The organism is Acinetobacter sp. YH01010, assembly GCF_013420775.1.
GTDB classification, from domain to species: Bacteria; Pseudomonadota; Gammaproteobacteria; order Pseudomonadales; family Moraxellaceae; genus Acinetobacter; species Acinetobacter amyesii.
In genome coordinates this window covers 323,496-349,803 of the sequence record NZ_VOYF01000001.1, presented here as the reverse complement: position 1 = coordinate 349,803, position 26,308 = coordinate 323,496, and the positions used below count along the sequence as shown (strand labels likewise).

Genomic DNA, 26,308 nt, shown 5'->3' with positions numbered 1-26,308 from the left:
GAGATCCATGCACGTGTAGCAGTCCTTAACAGATTTACGGAATTAGGTCGCCCACTTACCCAAGTTACGCCTTAAATTTGGATCAATTAGGGGCGCTTTGCATTTCAAATCTTTGTGCAACAAAGCCGTGTGAGCCTAAAAATCAATGGTTTTCCTACTTGAGCAATTGAGCTTAAAGACCTCCTTAATAGTTCTCATTCAATTGCCGCAAATCATGATTTTTCTTTGCTTAAAATAAAAGGAAAATACCGCAAACTAGGTATTTGCATTCGAGGCTGTGAGGGTAATCCGTCACTACATTGCCAAGCTTGTAGTATCGGCCTTGTTGTTTTAAATGCTTGAGTTGTTTCTTGGCAGATCAATTGTGTGGTTATAAATCTTCTAACGGTAACTGGAAGCTTTGTTTGATGATTTGGCTTGGTAAATCAGTCTTTACACTGGTGATGCCATTTTTCTTGGTTAAGTGAGTAGACTGAAATTTACGGTAACTTTCTAGGTCAGGCACCACAACTTTGAGCATTGCATCGCACTCACCCAAAATAATATAGCACTCCATGACTTGAGGAAGTTCTTTCATGGCTTCGATAAAAGTATCGATGGTTTCAGCATCTTGCCCAGTTAACCAAATACGAGAGAACAAAATTAATTGAAAGCCAATCTTTTGTGGATCGACCACGGTGGTGTAATTCTGAATCACACCTGCTTCTTCGAGTAATTTGACCCGACGTAAACAAGAAGAAGGCGAGAGTCCAATTTCCTTGGCTAAGTCATTATTTTGCATACGACCATTATTTTGAAGTGCGCGAATGATATTTTTATCAATACGATCCAGTTTAACTAGAATTGACTTAGAAGGTGTCTTCATAAAATAGAATATAATTCTAAAAATAATATCTATTATAGAATATTTGATATCCTATTTTAAAGCGATTCAAACATACTAATTTCACTTTCAGGACATAGAAAGGGAAAATTGAAATGTCTGTATTTGCTTTATTTGCCTTAACGGTAATTCCCCTTATTTTCACACCAGGACCCGATATGCTTTTTATCCTGTCACAAGTGATGGGTAAGGATGCAAAAGCAGGCATGATGGCTACAGTAGGTGTGTGTTCAGGTTACTTGGTTCACTCGATTTTGGTGGCATTGGGTATTGCTGCGATTATCGTGTCATTTCCACTACTGTTTGAAACAATCCGCTGGTTGGGGATTGCTTATCTTTTATATTTGGCGACGCATTTGCTACGTTCAGTATTTAGCAGTAAAAAATTAAGTATTGAGAAAAAGTCAGCGTCAAACCCGATTAAAAAAGGCTTTTTTACGGCTTTGCTGAACCCGAAAGGTATGTTGATTTATTTTGCAATTTTGCCGCAATTTATCGATAAATCAGCGAATACCGTGAGTCAAGGTTTGATTTTGTCCTTCATTTTTATTGGGCTGATTTTTGTGGTGTATTGTAGTTTAAGTGTGGTCTTTGCACGTATTACACAAAAAACTGAAATTGATGAACGCAAACAAAAGTGGGTTGATGGTACATCAGGCGGTTTATTGGCTCTTGCTGCGACATGGTTAATTGCCAATTAAAAACAGCAAATGTAAATAGAAATAATTGCCTTAACTAAAACCTTCGTGAAGGCGGAGGTTTTTTTATATGTGCTGAATATCGACACATATTAAGAACAAGAAAGAGAGAAAAACCCACCAATTAGCTTCGGAAAAGTGAAATTAGCGCTAAATTCATTATGCTTCTATCTTAAATGACAAGTTTAGATATGTTGCCGAATGTGTAGAGGGAAAGCTCTATTTCAGAAAGATTGATCGAAAATTGATATTAAATCAGATCTTTTGATGAGCTAAATCAAGTAAAAAAATAATAAAAATCAATGCTTAAAAAATAACTGAATAATGCGTTTTTTTGGATAACTGAACCATTCTCTAAAAAATGTGAACGATAAGTTCAAGGAAATTACGCTTTTTTACAGGTCTTTCGATAATTGTGACTTGACCGAAATGCCGTACACATTGCAAGATAGGGCACCTAAAAAATTTAAAGTGAAGAGTTAATATAACTTTTCTCAACATTTACATTTGCTAAAACAGCCGAGGATTACATGAAGGCTCTTGTTGCTGTAAAACGTGTGGTTGATGCCAACGTTAAAGTTCGCGTTAAGCCGGACAACAGTGGTGTTGACTTAACGAACGTTAAAATGTCAATTAACCCATTCTGTGAAATCGCAGTGGAAGAAGCGGTTCGTTTAAAAGAAAAAGGAACTGTTTCAGAAATCGTTGTTGTTTCTATTGGTCCTAAAGAAGCTCAAGAACAAATCCGTTCTTCTATGGCGCTTGGTGCAGACCGCGGTATCCTTGTTGAAGCTGACGACAGCCAGTTAGGTGCACTTGAAGTTGCAAAAATCCTAAAAGGTGTTGTAGACGCTGAACAACCTCAATTGATCCTTCTTGGTAAACAAGCAATTGATGACGACTCTAACCAAGTTGGTCAGATGCTTGGTGCGCTTTTAGGTGCTGGCCAAGGTACTTTCGCTTCAGAAGTTAAAGTTGAAGGCGATAAAGTACAAGTGACTCGTGAAATCGACGGTGGTTTACAAACTGTTGAACTTGCACTTCCTGCAATCATCACAACTGACTTACGTTTGAATGAGCCACGTTATGCTGCTCTTCCAAACATCATGAAAGCGCGTAAAAAGCCGCTTGATACTAAGTCACCTGCTGATTATGGCGTTTCACCTGCAACTAAGCTTAAAACTGTTAAAGTTGAAGCTCCTGCAGAACGTAAAGCGGGCGTACAAGTGAAGTCTGTAGACGAGCTTGTAGATAAATTGAAAAACGAAGCGAAAGTGATCTAATACAGAAGGATAAAAATCATGAGTATTTTAGTTATCGCTGAGCACGACAACAAAGCACTAAATGGTGCAACTCTTAACGTTGTTGCTGCAGCGCAAAAAATCGGTGGTGATATCACTGTATTAGTAGCTGGTTCAGGCGCTCAAGCAGTTGCAGACCAAGCAGCTAAAGTTGCGGGTGTAAGCAAAGTATTACTTGCTGACGACGCTGCTTATGCTAATCAATTGGCTGAAAACGTTGCTAAATTAGTTGCTTCTATCGGTGCGGGTTACACTCACATCCTTGCTGCTTCTACGACAACGGGCAAAAACGTACTTCCACGTGCTGCTGCGCTACTTGACGTAAGCATGATCACTGACATCATTGCTGTTGAAGGTCCTAAAACTTTCAAACGTCCAATCTATGCAGGCAACGCGATTGCAACTGTAGAGTCTGGCGAGTCTGTTGTAGTTGCGACTGTTCGTGGTACTGCATTTGATGCTGTTGCAAGCGAAGGCGGCTCTGCTGCAGTTGAAGCTGTTGCATCTACTGGTGATGCTGGTATTTCTAAGTTTGTTTCTGAAGAAATCGTGAAATCTGAACGTCCAGAATTAACAGCTGCGCGTATTGTTGTTTCAGGCGGTCGTGGTGTTGGTTCAGGTGAAAACTATCACACTGTTCTTGATCCATTAGCGGACAAGCTTGGTGCTGCGCAAGGCGCATCTCGTGCAGCAGTTGATGCTGGTTTCGTACCAAACGATATGCAAGTGGGTCAAACAGGTAAAATCGTTGCTCCTGACTTGTACATCGCTGTAGGTATCTCTGGTGCGATTCAGCACTTGGCAGGTATGAAAGAATCTAAAGTGATCGTTGCGATCAACAAAGATGAAGAAGCGCCAATTAACTCAGTAGCTGACTACTGGTTAGTGGGTGATTTGAATACTGTTGTTCCAGAATTAGTATCTAAAATCTAATTTCTGAACGCAGTTCAAAACGCTCCTAAGCTTATGGTTTAGGGGCGTTTTTGTTGTTTGAAGAATTAGTAGGTCTTCTTGGTTATGTTTAATCGATTAATTATACGTAAATGTACATATATAAATTGCACTTAGATGTTTCATGCTTATGAGGGTAGTGGATTCTTAGTTTTGTAGTTCAAAATTCATATAGTGTTTCTTATTATTGGTATTAGACACTACTGTAGCGCAAGCTATTTGTACGTTAAAACTTAAATGGTAAGTAAGCAGGCGCAATCGCTTGGTAATAGGATGGAGATTAATAAATTATAAAAAATACAAAGATTTAAAATAAAATAATAAAAATTTATCCTTCAAGTTTGAATCTTAAACTTAAAGCAAGCTTAAAGAATTGTATATTTTGTGTTAACATTGCTTTTTTATTGAACTTGCCCTTTAGGCGGAGTCTCCCTTTGAAATTTGATTTTCAGTTACCAATCAGTGTATTGGTGCTGATGATCTGTTGTTTACTTTTTCCTGTTTTACAAAGTATCTCTTTTCCTTTATTTGATGGAATGACTGTTACAGCAGTTGAATCGGTCCAAGCATTGTTATTGCTGTTTTTTGCGATTTTTACTTTTTTCTATATTCGACCACTTGAAATGCAAGATGGAAAGAAACAATTTTGGTTGTGGGCTGTTGCATGGTGGTTGTTGCTATTTGGTCGTAGTATTAGTTGGGGGCGTGACTATTTTCCTGATGTGCCTAAACCGTATTTTCGTTTAATTTCGGTATTCATGATTGCACCCTGTCGTCTTTATGCTGTTTTCGCCTTATTTACGCCAAGAAATCGCACGTAACTTAAAAACCTTGGCTTTGCCAATTTGGCCATTCGGCTTGGTGATATTGGGCTTATTTATTTCTGATGCAGTTGAGCATAGTCGAAGTCTTAGTTTTTTATTTTTGTACGATTTGGCTTATAAAGATTTCATCGAAGAAGTTTATGAATTTCCGCTTATTTTTGGTTTGTTTCTAACAGCATACCCATGGTTGCAGCATGATCATGTGCCTCAAGAATTAGAGGTCATGCAATATCATAAAGAGTGATTTTTATCACATTTATGGGTCTAAATTTGAAGCTTCGAAAAGAAATATTTTGAACATTAAACAACCTCTATTCGTAGAGGTTTTTTTCACAGCAAATAAAATCAAAATGCTTAAAATAAATACAAAAAATCATGGTTCTAGTGCAAGATGATTGGCACAAAAATCAGGGTTTTTATGCTATACTGTCCGACTTGATTTTTGATATTGGTTCAGTATTTTTTGAACTAATTTTTACAGATTTACGATATATAAATGCGGGCAGAATTCTGCTTGTATAACAAGGAGTATGCATGAGCGTATCGGAAATTAGACCGATTGCCATTGAGGATGAACTGAAGAGCTCATATCTCGATTATGCAATGAGCGTGATTGTGTCACGTGCGTTGCCAGATGTCCGAGATGGTCTCAAACCTGTTCACCGTCGTGTGCTTTTTGCAATGCACGAATTGGGCAATGACTACAACAAAGCTTACAAAAAGTCTGCCCGTGTAGTCGGTGACGTCATCGGTAAATATCACCCACATGGTGACTTAGCTGTATACGAAACCATTGTTCGTATGGCTCAAGATTTCAGTTTACGCTATCAATTGGTTGATGGTCAGGGTAACTTCGGTTCTGTCGATGGTGACAGTGCAGCAGCAATGCGTTATACCGAAGTTCGTATGCGTAAATTAACCCACGAACTTTTAGCGGATCTTGAGAAAGATACCGTAGAGTGGGAAGACAACTACGACGGTTCTGAACGTATTCCACAAGTCATGCCAACACGTGTGCCTAACTTGTTGATTAACGGTGTAGCTGGTATTGCTGTAGGTATGGCAACCAATATGGCTCCGCATAACATGACAGAAGTCATTAATGCATGTCTTGCTTATGCCAACGATCCGCACATCAGCATTGAAGGATTAATGGAACACATTTCTGGTCCAGACTTCCCTACAGGCGGTATAATTTACGGTAAATCTGGCATTGTCGATGCGTACCGTACTGGTAAAGGCCGTTTGCATATCCGTGGTAAATATCACATTGAAGAAGACCAAAAATCGGGCCGTAGCACGATTGTCTTCACTGAAATTCCTTATCAAGTTAACAAAGCAAAAACCATTGAACGTATTGCTGAGTTGGTCAAAGAGAAAAAACTTGAAGGTATTTCTGAACTTCGTGATGAATCAGATAAAGAAGGGATGCGTATTGCAATTGACTTGAAGCGTGGTGAAAACGCTGAAGTGATTGTAAATAACCTATTCCAAAATACCCAATTAGAAAATTCATTCAGTATTAACATGGTCTGCCTCGATAATGGTCAGCCTAAGTTAATGAACTTGAAAGATATTATTGCAGCGTTTATCCGTCACCGTCAGGAAGTGGTTACACGCCGTACCATGTTCGAATTGCGTAAAGCACGTGAACGTGGACATATCTTAGAAGGTTTGACGGTTGCACTTGCAAACATCGATGCGATCATTGAAACCATCAAAACATCTGCAAACCCAAGCGAAGCACGCGAACGTTTACAAGCGGGCGAGTGGGCAGGCGGTGGTGTCGTTGCATTGCTTGAAAAAGCAGGCGCGGTATCTGTCCGTCCAGATGAAATTGAAGGCGAAGATCCAGCACGTCCATTTGGTTTAACAGGTGATATTTATCGTCTGTCTCCAACTCAAGTAGGTGCGATCTTAGAACTTCGTTTACATCGTTTAACTGGTCTAGAACAAGACAAGTTACAAGCTGAATATACAGAAATTCTTGGTCAAATTGCTGAATACACTGCAATTTTGAACGATTTCAACTTATTGATGAACGTGATTAAAGAAGAATTAGCTTTAATCCTTCAACAATATGGCGATGCACGTCGTACCGATATCGTGGAATCACGTATCGACTTCTCTCGTGAAGATTTAATCCCTGAAGAGCAAATGGTACTAACTGTTTCTAAATCAGGCTATGCAAAAACTCAACCATTGTCAGACTACGCTGCACAGCGTCGTGGTGGACGTGGTAAGTCTGCAACTTCAATGAAAGAAGACGATTACATCCAGCATTTGATCGTGACTTCAAACCACGCAACAGTGCTTTGCTTTACCAATGTGGGTAAAGTTTATCGTTTGAAAGTGTATGAAGTACCTCAAGCATCTCGTGGTGCGAAAGGTCGTCCGATGGTGAACTTATTGCCATTAGATGAAAACGAGACCATCACCGCTATTTTACCAGTGGTCGATGCGCCGAAGAAATTTAAAGAACGTTTGGCTGACTTTAAAGCATTTGTAAAAGCCAATAGTGCACAGCTACAAACCAATGAAGTGATTAATAGTCATTTTGCTGGTTTAGAAGCTGCACTTGCTGAGACTGAAGACGGTGCAGATGACTTGTCTGATGCATTACGTGTTCAATTGAAACAGTTGGGCTTAGAGCTTTCTACCACTGATCTTGATGATGAAATCATCAATGACTTTGCACAGCAAGCAGAAGCCGTTCGTAAAAACTTCTACGTATTTATGGCAACAGAATACGGTACGATTAAACGTGTTGAGTTAGAACAATTCTCGAATGTTCGTTCAAACGGTCTACGCGCGATTGAACTCAATGGTGATGACACCTTAATCGGTGTTGCCATTACCGACGGCGAACAACAAATCATGTTGTTCTCAAACGAAGGTAAAGCCATTCGTTTTGCAGAAACTGACGTGCGTTCAATGGGTCGTTCTGCCAAAGGTGTTCGTGGTATGCGCGTGACCATTGGTGCAGCAGCTCAAGCTGAAGACGCTGAGGATGCGGATGTAGAGTCTGATGATGAAGATACCTCTGATTCAGTTCTCATTAGCCGTATAGTGTCATTGGTGGTTGTTCCTGAAACCGGTGAAGTACTTTGTGCTTCAGCCAATGGTTATGGTAAACGTACACCAGTAGATGACTTCCCAACTAAGAAACGTGGCGGTAAAGGTGTTATTGCAATTAAAACATCTGAACGTAACGGTGAACTTGTTGGTGCGGTAGCGATTGATGCGTCTAAAGAGCTGATGTTAATTTCAGATGGTGGTACACTGGTTCGTACACGTGCGTCTGAAGTGGCACAAACAGGTCGTAATGCTCAAGGTGTTCGTCTGATCCGTTTAGGTGAAAGCGAAATCTTGGTCGGTGTTGTTGCGATCGAAGCAGTTGAAGAAGACGAAACTTTTGAAGAAGTGGAAGCAATCGAAACTGAGCAGCTTGTAGATGACTCAACGATTATTGATCAAAATGACAATGAATCAGATCTCAATGAGCCTGAAGAAGACTAATTGAAGATTGAGAAAAGAGGGCGCTACGGCGTCCTTTTTGATAGATGAATAGTATTAACAAAAATTTATATAAACAAGAATAGTGACTTAAATGTATTTCAAAAAATTAATTAGAACCAAAGGAATAGTCATTTGTTTTGCATTAATGGGATGTAGTGAGCCGACGTCTGTAGAGTTTAATGAAGGTATAAAAAAAGAATCATCTATTCCTTATAAGCTGACACCTTTGCAACTTAAACACATTGAGCAATTGTATGTTGCTATACGTGATAAAGATTTAGATCAAATCCAGAAAATAACAGATGAGAAGTTTTATCAAGCTTTGTTAGAAGATCCAACATTATTACCAGAAATATCTTCATATATTCCATATTTTGAAAAAGTTTTAGATTATAAAATGGTGGAATATAAAAGTATTAAAAATAGTGTGCATGGTGAACTAATTGAAGCAAAGCTTAAGTATGAATACGAGCAGCAAACTGTATTTTACACCGTATTATTTAAACAAGATGATCCTTTGGCTAAAATTATCGGTAGTCATCTAAAGTTGGTACTTAAATAAACCCTTAGAATTTTCAGTGGTACTTTATTTAAATACATTAAAAGTGAAGCTCATTTACCTTGCGTAAGTGAACAGAGTTTAATTTAATGTATTGTCAACAAGTTGGAAAGAGAAAAGTTAAAGAGATATCTTAATTTTAATATCAACTTTGAAGTTTTATATATACTCAAAAGCTTAAATTAGGAATAAGTGTGGTTATGAAGGCAAATTTTTTGTTACTAGGTTGTGTCATAGCGTTGTCAGGTTGTGACCAAATTGGCCAAAAAGCATTAAATGCAATACCAGACCCAAGTACTGAACAGACTGAAGTTGCCCAAGCTGCCTATGATCAATTACGTGAAGGCAATTTTGATAAGCTGTACACTTACTTTGAACCAGAACTCAAAGCGAAGTTTGAACAGAATGAAAAAGAGCTGCGTAAATTTGCACGAGGTATTCCGAAACAAGATTACTCACGCAAAAATATTGTGGCTAAGCACATTGAAAAACCGTCTTTATATACGGTCACTTATGAGTACGGTTATACCAATAAAAACCTTGTACAGTATGATGTAAGTTTTGATAAGCCGGCAGGAAGTAACAAAATTCGAGATTTTAATATTTCAGTGTTTGGTGAAAAAAATAAATAAAGTTTGGTAAAAAATAAAACAAAGCTGTAAAAAAGGACGCCGAAGCGTCCTTTTTTATGGCATAAAATTAAGCGGCATCTTTTAGATTAGCGGCATAATTTTTTTGTTTTTCAGTATCAAATTGGCCTTCCCATTTACTGATCACCAGTACCGCAAGCGCGTTACCAATCACATTCAGTACAGTACGTGCCATATCTAAAATACGGTCAATACCTGCAATGAATGCCAGACCTTCGAGAGGAATACCGACACTGCCGAGAGTCGCCAGCAAGACCACGAAAGAAACGCCAGGTACACCTGCAATCCCTTTAGAGGTAATCATCAAGGTCAGTACTAGAATCACTTGTTGGGTGATTGTCAGATCAATCCCGTAAAGCTGAGCAATAAAGATAGCTGCAATACTTTGATATAGGGTCGAACCATCGAGGTTAAATGAATAGCCAATTGGAATCACGAAACTGGTAATCGGTTTCGGAGCACCGTAAGCTTCCATTTTTTCCATAATACGGGGGAGGACAGTTTCAGAACTTGCAGTTGAATACGCGAGAATCAATTCATCTTTTAAGATCTTGATAATGGCCCAAACACTGAAGCCACAGAACTTGGCAACGGCACCTAATACTATAAAAATAAAGAAGAATATTGCACCATAAACTAAAACTGCGAGCTTAAGCAGTGGCACAAGAGAGCTGAAGCCGAAATTCGCAACAGTCGCTGCAATCAGGCCGAATACACCAATAGGTGCAAACATCATGATCATGTGCGTAACTTTAAACATCGTTTCAGAAACAGCGGTCAACACTTTAATTAAAGGTTGTTTTACTTCCTGATCAAGCGCACCTAAACCTACACCAAACATCACAGAGAAAAAGATGATTGGGAGCATTTGACCACTCGTCAAAGCTGCAAAAAAGTTAGATGGAATAAGTGAAAGTATTGTTTGAATCAAACCATGAGAATGTTCACTGACTTCATGTGTTGTTTCTTGATACTTTGAAATATCGACTTGCGTCAATGCAGACATATCAATGCCGGCACCAGGTTGGAATACGTTGGCTGCAACTAAACCGACTAAAATAGCAACGGTGGTAATGATTTCAAAATAAATAATCGTTTTGAAACCTAGTTTACCTAAGTTACTACCGTGACTTGTATTGGCAATACCTAAAATAAGCATCGACACAACAAGCGGAATAACGATCATCTTAATGAGGTTAATAAAAATTGAGCCCAAAGGAGTCAAAAAGTTATTAACTAAAGCATCACGATATTCAGGAGAATAGTGTAGGAAAGCACCAACAAGTATACCTAGAATGAGAGCAATCACGATTTGCCAGGCAAGGCTCACCTTAATCTTTTTCATACATCAGCTCTTATGTCAGATTTGGGAGAAAAAAGCCCACAGTCATCCACGAACAAATGTTGCAGACAGACTGAATCCGCCATGACAAAAAGTTCTGAATAATTTGGGAGATAAATACGATAATATTTTGCAGTTTATATGAGAATACAGCCAACGATTTTGATCAAAACTAAACTGTTTGATCGGTAAATTATCATTTTTAGTTGTATAAGCGATTTGATTGTTAAGTTTAATTTATAGAACGAATAAAATTGAGTTATTAATGAACACTTCACAAAATCTCTGATTTGCCTAGAAAGATCGAAAAACTAATTGTGAGCCTGTATTTTTCATTTTTATATAGAAGTTTGCTTTATACTTGTGAGGCAGATAAATCAGTGAAAATTCTATAAATCACACAGATTATCCGAAATAAATTTTAACTTTATATATTTTAATAATAACCAGAGGGCTTGTACGGTGTTGAAAAAATTAGTCGTCATCATCGCTTTAATCTTACCTATAACGGCTTGTGAAAAAATTGGCGATTTCTTGATTGCAAAATTCGAATCAAGCCTACCAAGTGAGACAAGCTCACAGCGTACTAAGTCAGAAAAATTATTCGCAGCACTACACCAACCCCATCAAGACAGCTTTTTGGCATTGGTTGAAGAAAATGTTCGTGATGTGATGCTAGCAGATCCAGAGCTGTTTTCACGTATGAAAAAGCTGATTCCTGCAGGTCAACCTAGCGCTGAAGCGCAAGTGATTCAGCGAATGGCAAATACTCGGCTGGGAGAAGGTAAGACCACAACAATTGTGTATAAATATGATTATCCGCAAAAAGAACTGTATATGAGTGTGGTCTTTGCAGGTCATGATGGGGACGATAAAGTGAAAGGATTCTGGCTTGAAAACGCTGCAGAAAAAGAATCAGATGATTTGGTTACTGAGATCACTTCAGATGCAGATGATTTTGATATTCAAGTGGATGAGGCATCGACTGTGACGCCAACAGCATACAGTTAATTGGCGACAGAAAGCATTAAAATTTCAGACATGCTAAGAAGCAAAGCGTTCGAGTCTATGATGAATAGGTTTGAACGCATTTCGCTTGAGACCAGACATGTCTTACAGCACAAACAGTTTTATCTTTTGGCAAACTTTAAACGCCAGACAGCAAGACATAAAAAAATCAGTCCAATACTTGTGAGGTAAAGCAGTTTAGGTATGAGGATTACTGTAGGCACACCCATCTGATTGAGTTGAAGGAACATTTGAATGCCTTGGGTCGAAGGTAATGCTTGAGCGAGTATTTGCATCCATTTAGGCATAGCTGCATGTGGCCATGCCGTTCCCGAAAGTAGAAATAGCGGAATAGAACTAAAAACGATGACATGTCCTGCACGTTCTGGCAGGTCAAGAAAGGTGGCTAGATAGAGCGTCATCGCAATAATACAACTGAGGAAGATGGGTACAGCAATGAACATGCCACAAAAATTTCCACCCCGTGGATAATCGTTCAGCCAAAAGGTAAAACCAAATAAATAGAAGCACCCTAAAGTCCCGATAGTCAAAATACACAAGAAAATGCCAGCTAATTGTGAATAGCTTGGACGCCATGTGGTGTTTTGTCGATAGGTCGCAATCAGCATGCACAGACCCAATAAAATCGTCTGATGAATAATTAAGGGAGCAACCGCTGGGAAAATATAGCTGCCATAGCCTGAAAGTGGATTAAATAATGGAATCTTATGAATCGACAAAGCGGGGCTAAAATCAGATATGTTCTGGAATTTTTCTGCATATTCGACGAGGGCATTTTCCATAGAACTGGCTAAACCTAAGCCAATTTTTTGAGTCTTTAGAAAGTTTGCAGCACTGAGATATAAACCAATTCCACCGGTTTCACCACGGCGAATGCTATTTGAAAGATTACTCGGCAACAGTAAAATCCCGTCAGCTTGCTGACTTCTGAGCATATTTTCAGCCTCAGCAAAATTACCAGTCACAGCTTGAATTTCTACATTGGGACTATTGGCTACAGCACCAATAATCGTATTGGTGAGTATGCTTTGTTCCTCATCCACCACAATGATAGGGAGCGATTCTGCGTGTTCCGCTTGATAGGCAATGGGATAAAAAAAACTGTAAAGAAAAACAGAAAGCACTAAGGTGGTAAAAATCGAACTGTGCTTCACAATATCTTTAAATGTTTGAATATAGTGTCTGAGCAAAGCTGTTATAAATAACGCGATTTTATTCATATGATTTGTTCCTTCAGTACTTTACGTAAAAAGAAGCTGGCGAGAACAAAATAGAACAGACAGTAAATGATCAGGGTGACAAGCGGTGTGATTGAAATGGAGATTGGGCTACCAATGACCCATTGTTCTGTTTGTAATTTGGCATAAGGCGTATAGGGAATAATATTAGCCCAGAATTTTGTAAACATCGGCGCGTTATTCAGCGGCAATGTTACCCCTGCAAAACTCAGTGATGAGCCACCATATACCGCAATAAAACCAAAAGATTTGGTGAGATCACGTGTCGCCAAAACTACAGTAGAACTGATAAAGGCATAGGCTGTATAAAAAAACAATTGCCCGAGCAAAATTAGCAGTAATGAACCCTGAACAAACCACCCTCGAAACACGATTAGCCAGAACATCCACGCCCATGTCCAAGCGGTAAAAATGAAAACATAACTGAGATTTTTAGCGATTAAAGCTTGAAAGACAGAAGTCGGTTTCACCCATTGATTTACAGTGCCATATTTGATTTCTTGACCGACTGAAAATGCGACACAGCAACACAGTAATAAATGCAGAATCGCAGGAATCATGTACGGCTCTAAATAGAACTCATAATTTAAACCTGGATTATATAAAGGTGAAATTTTGACATTGGGTGTCGGTGCATCGAGGTAGGGAATTGTATTTTCTAAATACTGATGACCACTAAAATCGGCCATGGCTTGCAATGTACTTAGCAGCATGGCTGATGAAATACTATTGCCGACACTAAAATAGCTTTGGTTATAGGCAATGCTGACTTCTGCATCTTTTGCTTGAACCAGTCGTTGCTCTGCACCAGCAGGAATATGAATATAGCCCCAAATTTGAGTCTGATTTAAAAGCTTTTCAGCATCATCCATACTGGGTGTAATGGTGGCTACTTTTAAGGTATGGTTCAGCTGCGCAAAATGAGTAATGTTACGGCTTAAACTGCTTTGATCTTGGTCTATGATCGCGATGGGTAAATGATCTGGTTTGCCTTGAGCAAACATATTGGTAAAGAGCAAAATCACAAGGGCAGGGGCAAGTGTGACCATACACAAGTCCCATTTATGCTGCATCAAATAGCGAAACTCACGCAGAATGCCCCTAAACATTATTTACGCTCTTCAATTTTAAACAAAACGCTCATACCCACTTTTAAGTCAGCAATCGGCTGAGCGGGTTTCAGTTGGACTTTAAAACTACGAATGTCATAGCCGCCCGTTTGCCGCGTGGTTTTAATCGTTGCAAATTCACCTTCCGCTTCAATGTGATCAATTTTAAAATCGGCAGATTTGTTCAGTGCTGGTATAAATCCTTGCATGGTCTTGAGTTGATACACTTGAGCATACTGGTCTTCACGGACATTTAAGCTAATCCATAAGCTATCATCTTGAATCAGGCTTACAACGGGCACACCCATTGCAACTAATTCTGAAACTTTGCCATAGGTTTTTGAAATAGTGCCATTGGACGGTGCAAATAACTTGGTTTCAGCCTCAAGTGCATTGGCTTCAGCCAACGCGGCTTGCGCAATCTTGACTTGGGCATCTGCCGAGCTTTGTTGTTGCGGTGTACTGCCACGTTTTGCACGCGCATATTGTTGATAAGACGCTTCTGTCATTTGTGCAGCAGACACTGCGGCAGCTTGCATTTCATCACGGCGTTGTCGTGAAATGACACCTTCTTTATAGAGGTTTTGACCACGTTGGTATGTGGTTTGCGCCAATTGTTGCTGTGCTTTTAGACTTTGCCAATTGGCATATAAACTATCAATATTTTCTTGTTGAGAGCCACGTTCAGCTGTGGATTGCAGTGCTTGCGCAGATTGGAGTGCAGCTAAAGCCTGTTGTTTCTTTGCATCGACTTCGGGGCTGGTTAAACGAACCAGTGCTTGACCTGCTTGTACTTTTTCACCGTCATGCACATATATTTCTTCAATACGACTAGGTACTTTTGTACTAATGTGGATGGTTTCTGCCTCAACTCGACCTTGTAATTCAACCTGCTTGGGCTGATAACTTTTCCATAAGCCAAATGCAATCAATGCCAAAAGCAGAACTAAGACAATGCCAATCACGAGCTTGATCAAAGCAGATTTATTGCGACTTTGCACTGAGCTTTTTTTCGTCTCTGCATCAGTATTGGTATTCACTTTCTTTGGAGTATCCTCAGCAGTATTTGCTGTAGACGAAACGTTTGAACTCGAGACATTGGATTGGGATGTTTCAGCATTCGCAGAGGCATCTTCTTGGTGATCAGTTGGTTCCTGATTCATATTGTTTCCCCTCGGCTAAACTTAGCGAATATAGTCGGTGTGTGATTGATTGATATAGCTTTGGAACTGGTCAATGCTCCCGTGACTTTGTAGCAGTGTTGCGAGTGACATCACGTATTTATAAGCATTTAGCGCCATTTCACTTTGTAGCCCGTTCAATGCATTTTGTGCATCAATGACTTGTGTGGCCGTTCCCATATCTTCTTTAAATGAAAGCTGTTGAATTCTTAAATTTTCTTGAGCAGCTTTTAGGTTTTGCTGCAACAACAGGTGACTTTGTTGAGCGCTGGTGACTTCATTAAATGAGCTATAAATCAGGCTTTCAATTTCTTGTTTGGTACGCTCAGTCATTAACTCAGATGCATAGCGTTGAAGTTCAGCAGCTTGTACGGATTTGTTTTTATCAATACCTGAAAATAAGTTGTAGCGAGCGGCAACACCAACGATCCAGTTTTGTTTATCGTCGAGACTATATTCACCAAAGGCAAAGACGTTGGGTTTTTTTGCTGCGCTTTGGGCTTTCACATTAGCACCAGCCAATTGACTGTCCAATTGCATTTTACGCACCAAACTAGACTGATCCTGATAACTTTTTAGTAAGGCGGTTATATTTTGATTGTGTTGCTGATTGATAAATAATGGCGTTGTAAGATCAGTAATTTGGCTGCTTTGCATTAAGTTGTTTAACTTAAATAAGCTAGAGCGGAGATTCGCTTCAGTATTTTGAAAAGTTCTGAGAGCATTATTCTTCGCCACTTCAAATTGCATACGCTGGCCTTTGCTAATAAAACCCTGTTGTTCCATTTTGAGCGCATTGGCATAGTGTTGTTGCATCGCATTTAAATTGAAGCGGCTGCTTTCGACTAATTTTTTTTGTAATTGAGCATTGAAGTAGGCTTGGATTAATTCAAAACGTTGCACATCTTGTTGTTGTTCACTGCTTATCGCGCTGCGTTTGGCTTGGATATTGGCAATTTCCTTGGCGCTAGACGTTAACCCACCGGTATACAGCGGCATCATTACGGAAACGGTAGGGCGGATCACTTGATCATCTAAGACCACTTGGGAAGAATCTGGAATTAATCCGACACCATCACGGATTGGCTGTTGCAGACTGTCTTTTAATGGGTCTGCCAAATCACTCGGTAAGCTTTCATCAATTTTATTATTAATGCCATTACTCAGCGTTTGTTCTAAGTTGTTTTTTAAGGCGCCGAGAGGAATATCGAGTTCATTATGAAAGGCATAGGCACGGACGTTTAAATCCACACGAGGTAAACCAAGGCCTTTAATGGCCTGAGCTTGAAGTTCGGCAGATTGTTGTAGCGCTTGGTTGGCCTGAGTACTATACGAACTAGTGAGTAGACTTTGTTCTGCTTGGCTATAACTGATACTTTGCGCAAGTACCGTGGGGCTAAAAAAAACACTCAAACAACCAAGGCCAAGCAGCAATCCTGAACGAAATGTATGTTTAATTTTTATAGAATAATCTGTTCGAGGTAGAGGCATAAAAACACACTCACAGCTAGGATGGGTTCATTATAGTCATTGTGATGAAGTTGGGTAAATTCACTAAGTTGTTGTATTGTTTCATATGCATATGTAAATAAATTTTATCTTTGTAGCGCACGTCATTTTCGCACATCAAGACCTTAAATTAGCATCAATTCAAGGGATAAAAAATATCAGTAAATCTAATAATTTGAATTAATAAGAATTAATTTTGATCTTTATTGAAAATTTGACTTCAAATGTCAGACAGCATTGGAATATTTTCAGCTTTAACTACTGCAAGCACGCGTCAGATATGGTTAAATGCCATCATTTTATTGTGTTTCACTTTGAAAGGAAAACTCATGCGCGCGTACAACTTCTGTGCTGGTCCTGCTGCATTACCCACTGCCGTTTTAGAAAAAGCTCAAGCTGAAATGCTTGACTGGCAAGGCAAAGGCCTTTCGATCATGGAAATGAGCCACCGTAGTAAAGACTATGTCGCTGTGGCAGAGAAAGCAGAAGCTGATCTTCGTAAGCTGATGAATATTCCAGACAACTATAAAGTGTTATTCCTTCAAGGTGGCGCATCACTTCAATTCTCTGCGATCCCATTAAACCTATTGGGTAAAAACAGCAAAGCAGACTATATCCACACTGGTATTTGGTCTGAAAAAGCGTTGAAAGAAGCACAGCGTTATGGCGACATTAATGTTGTTGAAGCGGGTACCACCATTGACGGTAAACTTGCGATTACTGATCAAAGCACCTGGAACTTATCTGATGATGCGGCTTATGTGCATTATGCAGATAATGAAACTATTGGTGGTCTTCAGTTTGCCAACATTCCTGAAACGGACAAACCATTGGTTGCCGATTTTTCATCGAGCATTTTATCTGCACCATTAGACGTATCTAAGTTCGGTTTAATCTATGCAGGTGCTCAGAAAAATATTGGTCCTGCTGGTTTAACTTTGGTGATTATTCGTGATGATTTATTGGATCAAGCGAAAGCAGATATTCCAAGTATCTTGAAATATTCAGCTCAAGCGAAAAATGGTTCAATGGTGAATACACCTTCAACTTATGCATGGTACTTATCTGGCCTCGTTTTTGAATGGTTACTTGAGCAGGGCGGTGTAGACGCAATTTATAAAGCGAATATGGCAAAAGCTGAATTACTTTATGGTTATATTGATTCAAGCGATTTCTATGCAAATCCAATTGCAAAAGAATTCCGTTCAATCATGAACGTACCATTTACTTTGGCGAATCCAGAATTGGAAAAACAATTCTTGAAAGAAGCTGAAGAAAACCACTTGCTGAATTTAGCTGGTCACCGTTCAGTGGGTGGTATGCGTGCAAGTATTTATAATGCTGTTCCGCTAGAAGGCGTTCAAGCACTGGTTAACTTTATGGATGACTTTGCAAAACGCAACGCATAATCCTAAAGGCATAAAAAAACCGGCAAATGCCGGTTTTTTTTATTGAATAGATTAAAAAATAAAAGTATGTAACACGTATGCACAAATCAGCATACCTAACATAAAAAATAAGCAGGACATTGGCTCGATTTGATATCGAGATTCCATGTGATGGTCAACTTGCGATAAGTTTTCTTCTTGCACGACTTTCATAGATATTCTTTCCGATCTATTTATCGTTAATTACTATTTCTTAAACGCATTTTTAACATAATTATTTGATTAAATAAAGTACTATCTACCATAAACTTACTAAACTATTTATTTTATTTAAAAATAAGCAACTAAATTGCTAAATTTAGTTTCATAAATTTCCTATCTTATTTATTTATATTAGATTTTTATATTTTATCTTTTGCAGATAGATTTATTTTTTGGCATTATTTTGAATTTAATATTGTGGGTAAGTTATTTTAATTTGAATTTAAAAGTAGAATAAATCGACCAGCTTGTGGATAAAAAATATTCAATTATTTAAATATGCAGTGAATACACATGATTAGTGAGAAATAAAAAAACCACACTGAGGCGGCTTTTTTTATTTCTAAGTTTCTCAAAAGCAGTAGCTTATAACCATGCCTGGGTATCATCTGCAACAGCAGACCCATGGATGACATGCATAATCATCGAATGGGCGATACTTCCTTTGAACGGAATTTCAGGTAATGCATCAAATTTAAAGAAAGCCGCATCACTTATTTCTTCTTCTTGTAATTGAAGTTCACCTGAAGCATATTCTGCTTTAAATGCGATCATTAAATTACTTGGGAAGGGCCAAGGTTGGCTTGCCAGATATTGAATATTTTTGACCTTCAGCCCAACTTCTTCTTCAGTTTCACGACGAACCGCTTCTTCTAAAGTTTCACCGACTTCAACAAAACCTGCGATCAGCCCATACATTGCCCGGACATTTTTCGCATTTTTAGCCAATAAGATTTCATCTTCACCACGGGTAATGACGGTAATGACACAGGGGTTTACACGAGGGTATTGGTGATAACCGCAAGCAGGGCAAACCATGGCATATTCTGTGGCGTGGACTTGAGTTGCTGTACCACAGTGGCTACAAAATTTATGATTACGGCGCCATTCTAAGAGTTGAATAGCACGGCTGGCTTGTTCAAATTGCTGTACATTCCAAAGTTGTAGAAGCTGGCGAATAGGAATGAGTTGTAAGCCATCAGGAATTGGCTCATTTTCAAGTAGATCACGGGCAATCACTTGATCACCCGTGCCAATATTTAAATCACTTGCGAGTTGCTCAACTTCGGGAAGTTGAAAGTTTTCATCGACCAGCAATTGCTGTTGTTTGAAGATATACGCAAGTGACAATTTAGACATTAGGCTGCTGCTGATTTCAGTTTTTCGCTACTGTCCAATGCTACCTTAAACATGCCCTGTAAAACAGGTTGTTTGTTCTTTAAATTGTCAATCAACATATCTGCGCTTGCCAATGAATCTAATGCTTGATTCACTTCATTTGCTTCAATCGCAGTTGAAGACTCAACTCGTTTCAAAATGAATTGAGCTGTTGAATTCAGCGCATTTTGAGCCGCATCTGCATTGAGGAACAACATCGCACCACCAATTTCACGGAATTGAGTTGCAGTCGCTTCAAGTTGTGTCAAATCTTGGTTTTGTAAATACTGAACCAAAGATTGGCTAGCAGCATCAATTAAAACCTTGGTCTCATTTAACAGAGCAGCGTGTGCTTCATCTAAACGGTCGAGTGAAATATTCATATTATTCACACGAAGTTGTAAGCGGCTAGAAGTGTGATGACGCTCAAGCACACCAATCGAGTTCATGGCAGACAAGATATTGTTCATCAACTGCTGGGCAAAGCTTTCATCTTGTAAAATCTCAGCATTACCTAATGACGCAGCTTGACGCGACAGGTCGTTATACGCTTCATTTAAGTTCAAGACTTTGAAAATATTTGCCAATTCGTTCAATTTCGCTTGAAGTTCTTGGGTTTTTTCAGGCGTCATATTTTGATAGTTAAATTCAATATCATTACGAATTTGCGTCATTTCAGTCGTAACCAATTCACCAATGGTATGCATGGTTTCGAAGTCAGGACCATATAAATGACGACTGAAAACTTGCAATTGGGTGTCGGTAAGAAGGTCTTCACCGATATTTAACTTGCCACGAATATGATGAGAAATGTCATCTTCTTGGCTAATGCTTAGACTTAAGACATTGGCTAAATCAGAAATGGATGCTTTAAAGCGCTCAGTTCCTGCAAAATATTGAGCCATATTGCGTTCAATGCTCACTAAGGTACGTAAACGAGCATCGGTAATTAAGATTTGATCAATTTGATTAAATGCAACAAAAACCAAGTTCCAGTATTGTTTGCTTGGATGTTTATCTGAAAGACCTGCTAAATACGCACCGACCAATTTAATCGCTTGCAGATCCAGCTCAGTTTCTTCTTGTTTAATCAATTTATTCAACGCCAACTTATACAGACGGTGAACGTATTTTGATTTTTCAAGTGCAGGAGCTTGAGGTAGGTCAAAGTCAGGAGTAATACAATCGAGTAGGGACTCAATGTGTTGGCCTTCCGACGTTAAAGGTTTACCTAAAGACAGTTCTAGACGATTCAGACTGTCGAGTAGGAACTGTGGGATTTTAACTTCACGTAAGCAGATAAATTCAATATAGCGTTTCAGCATGGTTGTGCCTTCGCTCAGTGCGATGACATCTTGAGTGTTAATTTGCGCAGGATTCCCCATGATCTTGCGCATTAACTCTGCTGAATATTGAGCGATTTTTGCCAAACTTGGCATATCAACTAAAGCTAATACTTGAGCACATTGTTCAAATTGAATCAGTGCATCATCAATCCCGAAAGGTAAAGTTTGATCTTCAACTAAGGTGCTGACTGCTGATTCGACTAACTTGATTGAGTTATCAACCTCATTTTTTATTATCAGCAAAGCCGTTGGATCAAAATGGATAGAGGTTTGGTAAGACATGTATCTGCACCTTTCCTAGATGTTTTATCTTGTTTATTAACCGCCCCTTAAGGCGGTCCATGTTTATGGTTTTACTATAGCGTATGTAAGAATTGTTTATATACAAAAAGTAACACGAAATTTAGATTTTATTTCGCAAAAAGGCAAGGTGTACCATGTTTTTCTTCAAATTGTTTGACCCATGTCTCATGGGCTTCAAGTTCATCGGCTGAAGGTAAAATCACTGGTAATTCTATTTCAACAGCGGCGCGGGTTTGCGAACCATCTTCATTTTGCGAGTGGGTCAGGGCATCGATATCAAAGGATACCTGACCACCCGTCATTGCTAGGTATACGTCAGACAGAATTTCCGCATCGAGTAAGGCACCATGGAAGGTACGGTCACGTTGTGGAATTTCGTAACGACGCACTAATGCATCGAGTGAGTTTTTCTGGCCTGGATGCTTGGCTTTGGCCATAGCCAAGGTATCGGTGACTTCGCAAACTTCAGATAAGGCCACAAAACCGGCACGTTTGAACTCCATATCAAGGAAGTTCATATCGAAGGTTGCGTTATGCGCAATGATTTCTGTGCCTTTTAGATAGTCAAATAAGACATCAGCAATTTCAGCATACAATGGTTTGTCTTTTAGAAAGTCATCACTGATTCCGTGAATATTTTCAGATTCACCGACAGGTTTTTGCGGGTTGATATAAATATGAATTGAGCTACCGGTCAGTTTGCGGTTAATCATTTCCACTGCACCGACTTCAATAATACGGTCGCCATCTTGGAAATAGAAACCTGTGGTTTCCGTATCCAAAATTAATTGTCGTGGGCCAGATACATCGACAGTTGCTGGTGTAATGACAATCATTGGATGGATTTCAGCAGCTTGCTTAGACTGTGTAGAAGCATCTGGACTCAACGTTGAAGCAGTGTCTGTTGCTTGTTGTTCTATCACAATGTCATCAATCTGCTCTGCGTCAATAGCTGACTCAGCTGAGATTTCTTCTGCTTCATCCTCGCTATCAGCAAATTCAAGTCCAAACGGATCATTTAATAGCCAGTCAGGTTCAGCTTTTTTTTTAGGTGCTTCAGCTGTAGATGCTGCTTGTTTGATGCGTTCGAGGGTTTTTTCTGCGCCTAGATTGGCCAATTGATCGGCCATTTCATTTCCCGGATGGCCTGCATGCCCTTTAATCCAGTTCCATTCAATTTCCCGACCCTGACAAGTTGCATCCAGTAATTTCCACAAATCTGGATTTTTAACATCTTTCCAGTTTTTCTTTTTCCAACCATGAATCCACTCGGTTATGCCTTGTTTGACATAGTTGGAGTCTGTCCAAATGATCAGTTTTGCATCGGACGGACAATGTTGAATGCCTTCAATAGCAGCAGTCAATTCCATACGGTTATTGGTGGTTTCAGCTTCGCCGCCGCAGAGTTTTTCTTCTCCAGTTTCACGGATGATATAGGCCCCCCAACCCCCTAAGCCAGGGTTGCCTTTACATGCACCATCAACATAAAGCGTGATTGTTTGAGACATAAATCAAATCCGGAGAAAAACAAGCATTCAGAACCGTATATTGTATAACGCAAATGACAGAGAGAAATCCATTTCTGGCGATTTTTTTAATTTCTTGTAACATTTATACTGAAATAGCGTTAAATTAACGCCTTGTGTCTGTGTTCTGCTTCACTACAATGGCATATCTAAAAAATAAATTTTATATGAGTTGTCTGGATTTTTTTATGTATAAATCAACTGCGACTGTCTGGCAGCCTACGTTACCACAAATTTTTAAATTTACAGTCTTGGGTTCTGCGCTCGCAGCTCTTGGTCTGACGGGCTGTTCTTCATCGCAAACGACTAAGCAGAACTCAGCAAGTAAACAAGTTGGCTCAAACTTTCTCGATGCCAATAGTTTAGATTCACTCGAAGATTTACTTTCTGCAACAGACATGCGTGCCGTAGAAGGCGATCGCCTTTTAGTACTTAAGCATGGTGATGTCTGGAAGCGTATGACTGTGGGTTTCAAAATGGATTTGAACCACTGGGATACGCGAATTGAAGCGCAGCGTGGTTGGTTTATTTCACGTCAACCATATATTGATCGTTTAAGTGCGCGTGCGTCCCGTTATTTATATCACACGGTTAAAGAAGCAGAACGTCGTGGTTTGCCGACTGAGTTGGCGTTATTACCAGTGATTGAAAGTTCTTATGACCCAGCAGCAACCTCAAGTGCAGCCGCAGCGGGCTTATGGCAATTTATTCCAAGTACTGGACGTATTTACGGCTTAAAACAAACCTCAATGTATGATGGTCGTCGTGACGTAGTGGAATCAACGCGTGCAGCTTATGAGTTTTTAGGTGCGCTACATAACCAGTTCGGTTCGTGGGAATTGGCTTTGGCTGCATATAATGCAGGGCCGGGCCGCATTCAACAGGCGATTAACCGTAACCGTGCGGCAGGTTTGCCAACGGATTATTGGTCGCTAAAACTGCCCCAAGAAACCATGAACTATGTCCCACGTTTCTTGGCTGTTGCTCAAATTATTAAAAATCCAAGTGCCTATGGCGTAAGTTTGCCACCAATTGCCAACCGTCCACACTTTCGTGAAGTGGCTGTAGGGCCTGCAAATTTAAATGAAATTGCATCTATTACCGGTTTAAGCCGTGCAGAACTCTATGCACTAAACCCTGGTCATCGTGGCGATGTGATTGATAGCAGCAGCCCAATGCGGATTTTAATTCCTGCGGATGTGAGTCCATCAGTTGATGCACGTTTGAAAAAATTACAATCAGGTGGTTCATCAGGTTATTGGGCAAGTAATTCAACTTATAACTTACCAAAAAATAATGTTGAAATAACACCGTCACGTGTTACTCCGCCGGAATTAAATAGTAAAACTATTCAGCCCGCTAAAGTGACGCCACCTACGCTTAAAACACAGCCGACAGTGACAGCTTCTGCCAAACCACCTGTAGTCGCTACAACGGTAACGCCGAGTGTTCCATCAGGAACGAAAGGCAAAACGCCAATAGGATCATCTGCTTTGGCTGCATTTGCATCGAATAGTGATATTCCAAGTGCGCCGCGTATTCCAGTCGCTGTAACACCTTCGACGCCTGTGAAAGCCGTATCTGTCGAGCCACCACTCAGCGCAAATGAGCGTGAGCAAATCATGGCGGCTATTAAAGCTGAAGGTGAGACCAAAACAGTCGATGAGGTATTAAAACCAGTAGCGACTAAAGCAGAACAAGAAGAAGTCGTTCAGGAAATTAAAGCTATTGCGCCGAAAGGCACTGAAATTGTCGATCCTTATGATGGCAAGATTAAGTTGACTGCGATTCAGACCAGTCAGTCAATTGCAGACCAACAAGGTAAAGAACTGACGAAAGGGTTCTCTTACCCGAAAAGCGTGGCTGAAAATACAGGTGCAGATTCCGAAGAAGCCAAACGCAACCAAGGTAAAAATGTCATTCGTACAGATTCTGAAATTGTAGTTGTACCACCTAAAGGTAAACGCAGTACTTATACAGTTTTGGCGGGCGACACATTAGCGTTGATCGCGATGAAAAATGGCGTGAATTGGCGTGATATTGCAGCTTGGAACCAAATTTCGCCAGATTCGACCTTGTATGTCGGTACGACCATCTATTTATATGATGCGAAACCGATTGTGCAAAATAATGAAGAATCGAAAGCTAAGCCTATCGCAGATAGCTATGTGGTGAAAGCAAATGACAGTCTTACAGCTGTTGCGAGTCAATTTGGTTTAAGTACGAAGCAACTCGCCGATTACAATGGTTTAACCACCACGAGTGGTTTATATGTTGGGCAGAAATTATCCTTAAAAGAAACGCCAGCATCTAAAGCAAAATTGGAAGCTGACAAGAAAGCAGCTCAAGTTGTCGAAAAATCTGCAAAAGTTCAAACCAAATCCTACACGGTAAAACGTGGTGAATATCTAAAACTCATTGCAGATCGTTATGCGCTGTCAAATCAAGAGTTGGCAGATTTAACAACTGGTTTAACGGCTGGCAGTAGCTTGATGGTGGGACAAAAAATTAATGTGCCATTACAAGCTGTAGCAGAAGTTGAGAAGCTCGAAAGCAAAGTCGTGAATCGCATTGAAAATGTCAAAGTTGATCCTGCGTATAAAGTTGAAAGCTATAAAGTGCAGCGTGGTGATACCCTTTACAGTATTGCGACGCGGTCAAAAATCAGTTTGTCAGAATTGGCGAGTCTAAATGATATGTCGGTAAATAGTGGGCTGATGGCTGGGCAAAGCATTAAAGTTCCTGCAAGTTCAACTGTTCCGGATACATATGTGGTGCAGTCTGGCGATACACTGACAGGCATTGCTAGTCGCTATGATTTAGGCATGGACTATGTCGCAAATTTAAATGGTATAGAGCGTAGTTCTGGTCTACGCGTTGGGCAGAAATTAAAATTAACAGGTGATGTCGCACCGGTTAAAGTAGAAACCAAAGCTGAGGCGACCAAAATTGAAAGCAAAACCAATACACGAACGAATTCCGTTGATGCGACCGATATTCATGTGGTGAAATCAGGTGAAACATTGGGTGTGATTGCGAAGAAATATCATCTTCAATTACGTTATTTAGCTGAATTAAATGGCCTAAATACCAATAGTGCGATTCGTGTAGGGCAGCGTTTAAAAGTAGATGGTGAACTACCTGCTGATGTAGCTAGTAAAGCAACTGAAACCAAAAAAACGGAAGCTAAATCCTCTACGAGCAATGTGAAACCAACAAATACTGAAAGCTATACTGTGAAATCAGGCGAGTCTTTAAATTCGATTGCTAGTCGGACAGGTTTAACTGTGGCAGCATTGGCTGAATTAAATAACTTGAATCCGCGTGCTGGGCTTCGTGTCGGTCAAAATTTACAAGTCCCTAAAACTATCAGTGAATACCGTATTAAACGCGGCGATACATTGATTGGTTTAGCAAGCCGTTATGGACTTGATACATCAAAACTTGCTGAAATGAATGATATACAACCGTCTGCTCAGTTACGTATTGGTGAAGTCATTAAAGTACCAAACTGAGTCCAAACATTAAGGAGT

The 26,308-nt window shown here is 39.7% G+C and carries 20 protein-coding genes; 11 read left to right on the top strand and 9 right to left on the bottom strand.

Annotation, left to right across the window (positions count from 1 at the left end):
• Positions 1-370: 370 nt before the first annotated feature.
• Entirely contained in the window at positions 371-865 is a 495-nt protein-coding gene (locus tag FTT77_RS01715; protein ID WP_180056054.1) for an Lrp/AsnC family transcriptional regulator, read from the bottom strand.
• Positions 866-978: 113 nt separating this feature from the next.
• Here FTT77_RS01715 and FTT77_RS01710 point away from each other — a divergent pair, with 113 nt between their 5' ends.
• The 8 genes from FTT77_RS01710 (at position 979) to FTT77_RS01680 (ending at position 9,367) form a co-directional block, all read left to right on the top strand.
• A complete protein-coding gene (locus FTT77_RS01710; protein ID WP_168378266.1) occupies positions 979-1,584 on the top strand; it encodes a LysE family translocator in 606 nt (201 codons plus the stop codon).
• 527 nt (positions 1,585-2,111) lie between these two features.
• Positions 2,112-2,864, top strand: coding sequence for an electron transfer flavoprotein subunit beta/FixA family protein (locus tag FTT77_RS01705; protein WP_078192067.1), 753 nt, complete (start codon positions 2,112-2,114; stop codon positions 2,862-2,864).
• A gap of 18 nt (positions 2,865-2,882) precedes the next feature.
• Entirely contained in the window at positions 2,883-3,815 is a 933-nt protein-coding gene (locus tag FTT77_RS01700) for an FAD-binding protein (RefSeq protein WP_111883923.1), read from the top strand.
• 452 nt (positions 3,816-4,267) lie between these two features.
• Complete coding sequence (locus tag FTT77_RS17330; protein WP_257224687.1) at positions 4,268-4,654, top strand: hypothetical protein; 387 nt, start codon at positions 4,268-4,270, stop codon at positions 4,652-4,654.
• A complete protein-coding gene (locus FTT77_RS17325) occupies positions 4,614-4,901 on the top strand; it encodes a hypothetical protein (protein WP_257224686.1) in 288 nt (95 codons plus the stop codon). The genes FTT77_RS17330 and FTT77_RS17325 overlap by 41 nt, the downstream gene beginning before the upstream one ends.
• Positions 4,902-5,191: 290 nt before the next feature.
• Entirely contained in the window at positions 5,192-8,176 is a 2,985-nt protein-coding gene (gene gyrA, locus FTT77_RS01690) for a DNA gyrase subunit A (protein WP_180026830.1), read from the top strand.
• A 91-nt stretch (positions 8,177-8,267) separates the two neighbouring features.
• A complete protein-coding gene (locus tag FTT77_RS01685; RefSeq protein WP_180026829.1) occupies positions 8,268-8,738 on the top strand; it encodes a hypothetical protein in 471 nt (156 codons plus the stop codon).
• Positions 8,739-8,935: 197 nt separating this feature from the next.
• Positions 8,936-9,367 (top strand): DUF3887 domain-containing protein, encoded by a 432-nt coding sequence (locus FTT77_RS01680; protein ID WP_180063731.1) that lies wholly within the window; start codon positions 8,936-8,938, stop codon positions 9,365-9,367.
• Positions 9,368-9,434: 67 nt separating this feature from the next.
• Here the strand turns inward: FTT77_RS01680 and gltP are convergent, their stop codons facing one another.
• The gene (gltP, locus tag FTT77_RS01675) at positions 9,435-10,730 is read right to left on the bottom strand and encodes a glutamate/aspartate:proton symporter GltP (protein ID WP_078190399.1); all 1,296 of its coding nucleotides are present in this window, start codon (positions 10,728-10,730) and stop codon (positions 9,435-9,437) included.
• Positions 10,731-11,189: 459 nt separating this feature from the next.
• On the opposite strand from gltP, the gene FTT77_RS01670 reads away from it, so the two are divergent.
• Positions 11,190-11,738, top strand: a complete 549-nt coding sequence (locus FTT77_RS01670) for a hypothetical protein (RefSeq protein WP_180108785.1) — start codon at positions 11,190-11,192, stop codon at positions 11,736-11,738.
• 119 nt (positions 11,739-11,857) lie between these two features.
• Here the strand turns inward: FTT77_RS01670 and FTT77_RS01665 are convergent, their stop codons facing one another.
• From FTT77_RS01665 to FTT77_RS01650, 4 genes are read right to left on the bottom strand one after another with little or no spacing between them, the layout of a single operon-like run.
• The gene (locus FTT77_RS01665; RefSeq protein ID WP_373684689.1) at positions 11,858-12,955 is read right to left on the bottom strand and encodes an ABC transporter permease; all 1,098 of its coding nucleotides are present in this window, start codon (positions 12,953-12,955) and stop codon (positions 11,858-11,860) included.
• Positions 12,956-12,972: 17 nt separating this feature from the next.
• A complete protein-coding gene (locus tag FTT77_RS01660) occupies positions 12,973-14,103 on the bottom strand; it encodes an ABC transporter permease (protein ID WP_180020751.1) in 1,131 nt (376 codons plus the stop codon).
• Complete coding sequence (locus FTT77_RS01655; RefSeq protein WP_180074162.1) at positions 14,103-15,266, bottom strand: HlyD family secretion protein; 1,164 nt, start codon at positions 15,264-15,266, stop codon at positions 14,103-14,105. The genes FTT77_RS01660 and FTT77_RS01655 overlap by 1 nt, the downstream gene beginning before the upstream one ends.
• Positions 15,267-15,287: 21 nt before the next feature.
• The gene (locus FTT77_RS01650; RefSeq protein WP_180108783.1) at positions 15,288-16,775 is read right to left on the bottom strand and encodes a TolC family protein; all 1,488 of its coding nucleotides are present in this window, start codon (positions 16,773-16,775) and stop codon (positions 15,288-15,290) included.
• A 347-nt stretch (positions 16,776-17,122) separates the two neighbouring features.
• On the opposite strand from FTT77_RS01650, the gene serC reads away from it, so the two are divergent.
• Positions 17,123-18,202: a 3-phosphoserine/phosphohydroxythreonine transaminase gene (gene serC / locus FTT77_RS01645; RefSeq protein WP_078192058.1), complete on the top strand. Its 1,080-nt coding sequence runs from the start codon at positions 17,123-17,125 to the stop codon at positions 18,200-18,202.
• Between the two features lie 606 nt (positions 18,203-18,808).
• On the opposite strand, the gene nudC is transcribed toward serC, so the two are convergent.
• From nudC to dnaQ, 3 genes are all read right to left on the bottom strand, one after another.
• Entirely contained in the window at positions 18,809-19,582 is a 774-nt protein-coding gene (gene nudC / locus FTT77_RS01640) for an NAD(+) diphosphatase (protein WP_180107611.1), read from the bottom strand.
• The gene (locus tag FTT77_RS01635; RefSeq protein ID WP_180108782.1) at positions 19,582-21,228 is read right to left on the bottom strand and encodes a chemotaxis protein; all 1,647 of its coding nucleotides are present in this window, start codon (positions 21,226-21,228) and stop codon (positions 19,582-19,584) included. The genes nudC and FTT77_RS01635 overlap by 1 nt, the downstream gene beginning before the upstream one ends.
• Before the next feature lie 128 nt (positions 21,229-21,356).
• On the bottom strand, positions 21,357-22,757 hold the full coding sequence (gene dnaQ, locus FTT77_RS01630) for a DNA polymerase III subunit epsilon (RefSeq protein WP_180108781.1): 1,401 nt from the start codon (positions 22,755-22,757) through the stop codon (positions 21,357-21,359).
• A gap of 206 nt (positions 22,758-22,963) precedes the next feature.
• Here dnaQ and FTT77_RS01625 point away from each other — a divergent pair, with 206 nt between their 5' ends.
• Entirely contained in the window at positions 22,964-26,290 is a 3,327-nt protein-coding gene (locus tag FTT77_RS01625; protein ID WP_180008296.1) for a LysM peptidoglycan-binding domain-containing protein, read from the top strand.
• Positions 26,291-26,308: the final 18 nt, after the last annotated feature.

Coding starts and splice junctions, on each gene's coding strand:
- dnaQ (WP_180108781.1), bottom strand. CDS start 22,757: ATGTCTCAAACAATCACGCTTTATGTTGATGGTGCATGTAAAGGCAAC.
- gyrA (WP_180026830.1), top strand. CDS start 5,192: ATGAGCGTATCGGAAATTAGACCGATTGCCATTGAGGATGAACTGAAG.
- nudC (WP_180107611.1), bottom strand. CDS start 19,582: ATGTCTAAATTGTCACTTGCGTATATCTTCAAACAACAGCAATTGCTG.
- gltP (WP_078190399.1), bottom strand. CDS start 10,730: ATGAAAAAGATTAAGGTGAGCCTTGCCTGGCAAATCGTGATTGCTCTC.
- FTT77_RS01635 (WP_180108782.1), bottom strand. CDS start 21,228: ATGTCTTACCAAACCTCTATCCATTTTGATCCAACGGCTTTGCTGATA.
- serC (WP_078192058.1), top strand. CDS start 17,123: ATGCGCGCGTACAACTTCTGTGCTGGTCCTGCTGCATTACCCACTGCC.
- FTT77_RS01705 (WP_078192067.1), top strand. CDS start 2,112: ATGAAGGCTCTTGTTGCTGTAAAACGTGTGGTTGATGCCAACGTTAAA.
- FTT77_RS01660 (WP_180020751.1), bottom strand. CDS start 14,103: ATGTTTAGGGGCATTCTGCGTGAGTTTCGCTATTTGATGCAGCATAAA.
- FTT77_RS17325 (WP_257224686.1), top strand. CDS start 4,614: ATGCTGTTTTCGCCTTATTTACGCCAAGAAATCGCACGTAACTTAAAA.
- FTT77_RS01685 (WP_180026829.1), top strand. CDS start 8,268: ATGTATTTCAAAAAATTAATTAGAACCAAAGGAATAGTCATTTGTTTT.
- FTT77_RS01655 (WP_180074162.1), bottom strand. CDS start 15,266: ATGAATCAGGAACCAACTGATCACCAAGAAGATGCCTCTGCGAATGCT.
- FTT77_RS01700 (WP_111883923.1), top strand. CDS start 2,883: ATGAGTATTTTAGTTATCGCTGAGCACGACAACAAAGCACTAAATGGT.
- FTT77_RS01680 (WP_180063731.1), top strand. CDS start 8,936: ATGAAGGCAAATTTTTTGTTACTAGGTTGTGTCATAGCGTTGTCAGGT.
- FTT77_RS01715 (WP_180056054.1), bottom strand. CDS start 865: ATGAAGACACCTTCTAAGTCAATTCTAGTTAAACTGGATCGTATTGAT.
- FTT77_RS01710 (WP_168378266.1), top strand. CDS start 979: ATGTCTGTATTTGCTTTATTTGCCTTAACGGTAATTCCCCTTATTTTC.
- FTT77_RS01625 (WP_180008296.1), top strand. CDS start 22,964: ATGTATAAATCAACTGCGACTGTCTGGCAGCCTACGTTACCACAAATT.
- FTT77_RS01650 (WP_180108783.1), bottom strand. CDS start 16,775: ATGCCTCTACCTCGAACAGATTATTCTATAAAAATTAAACATACATTT.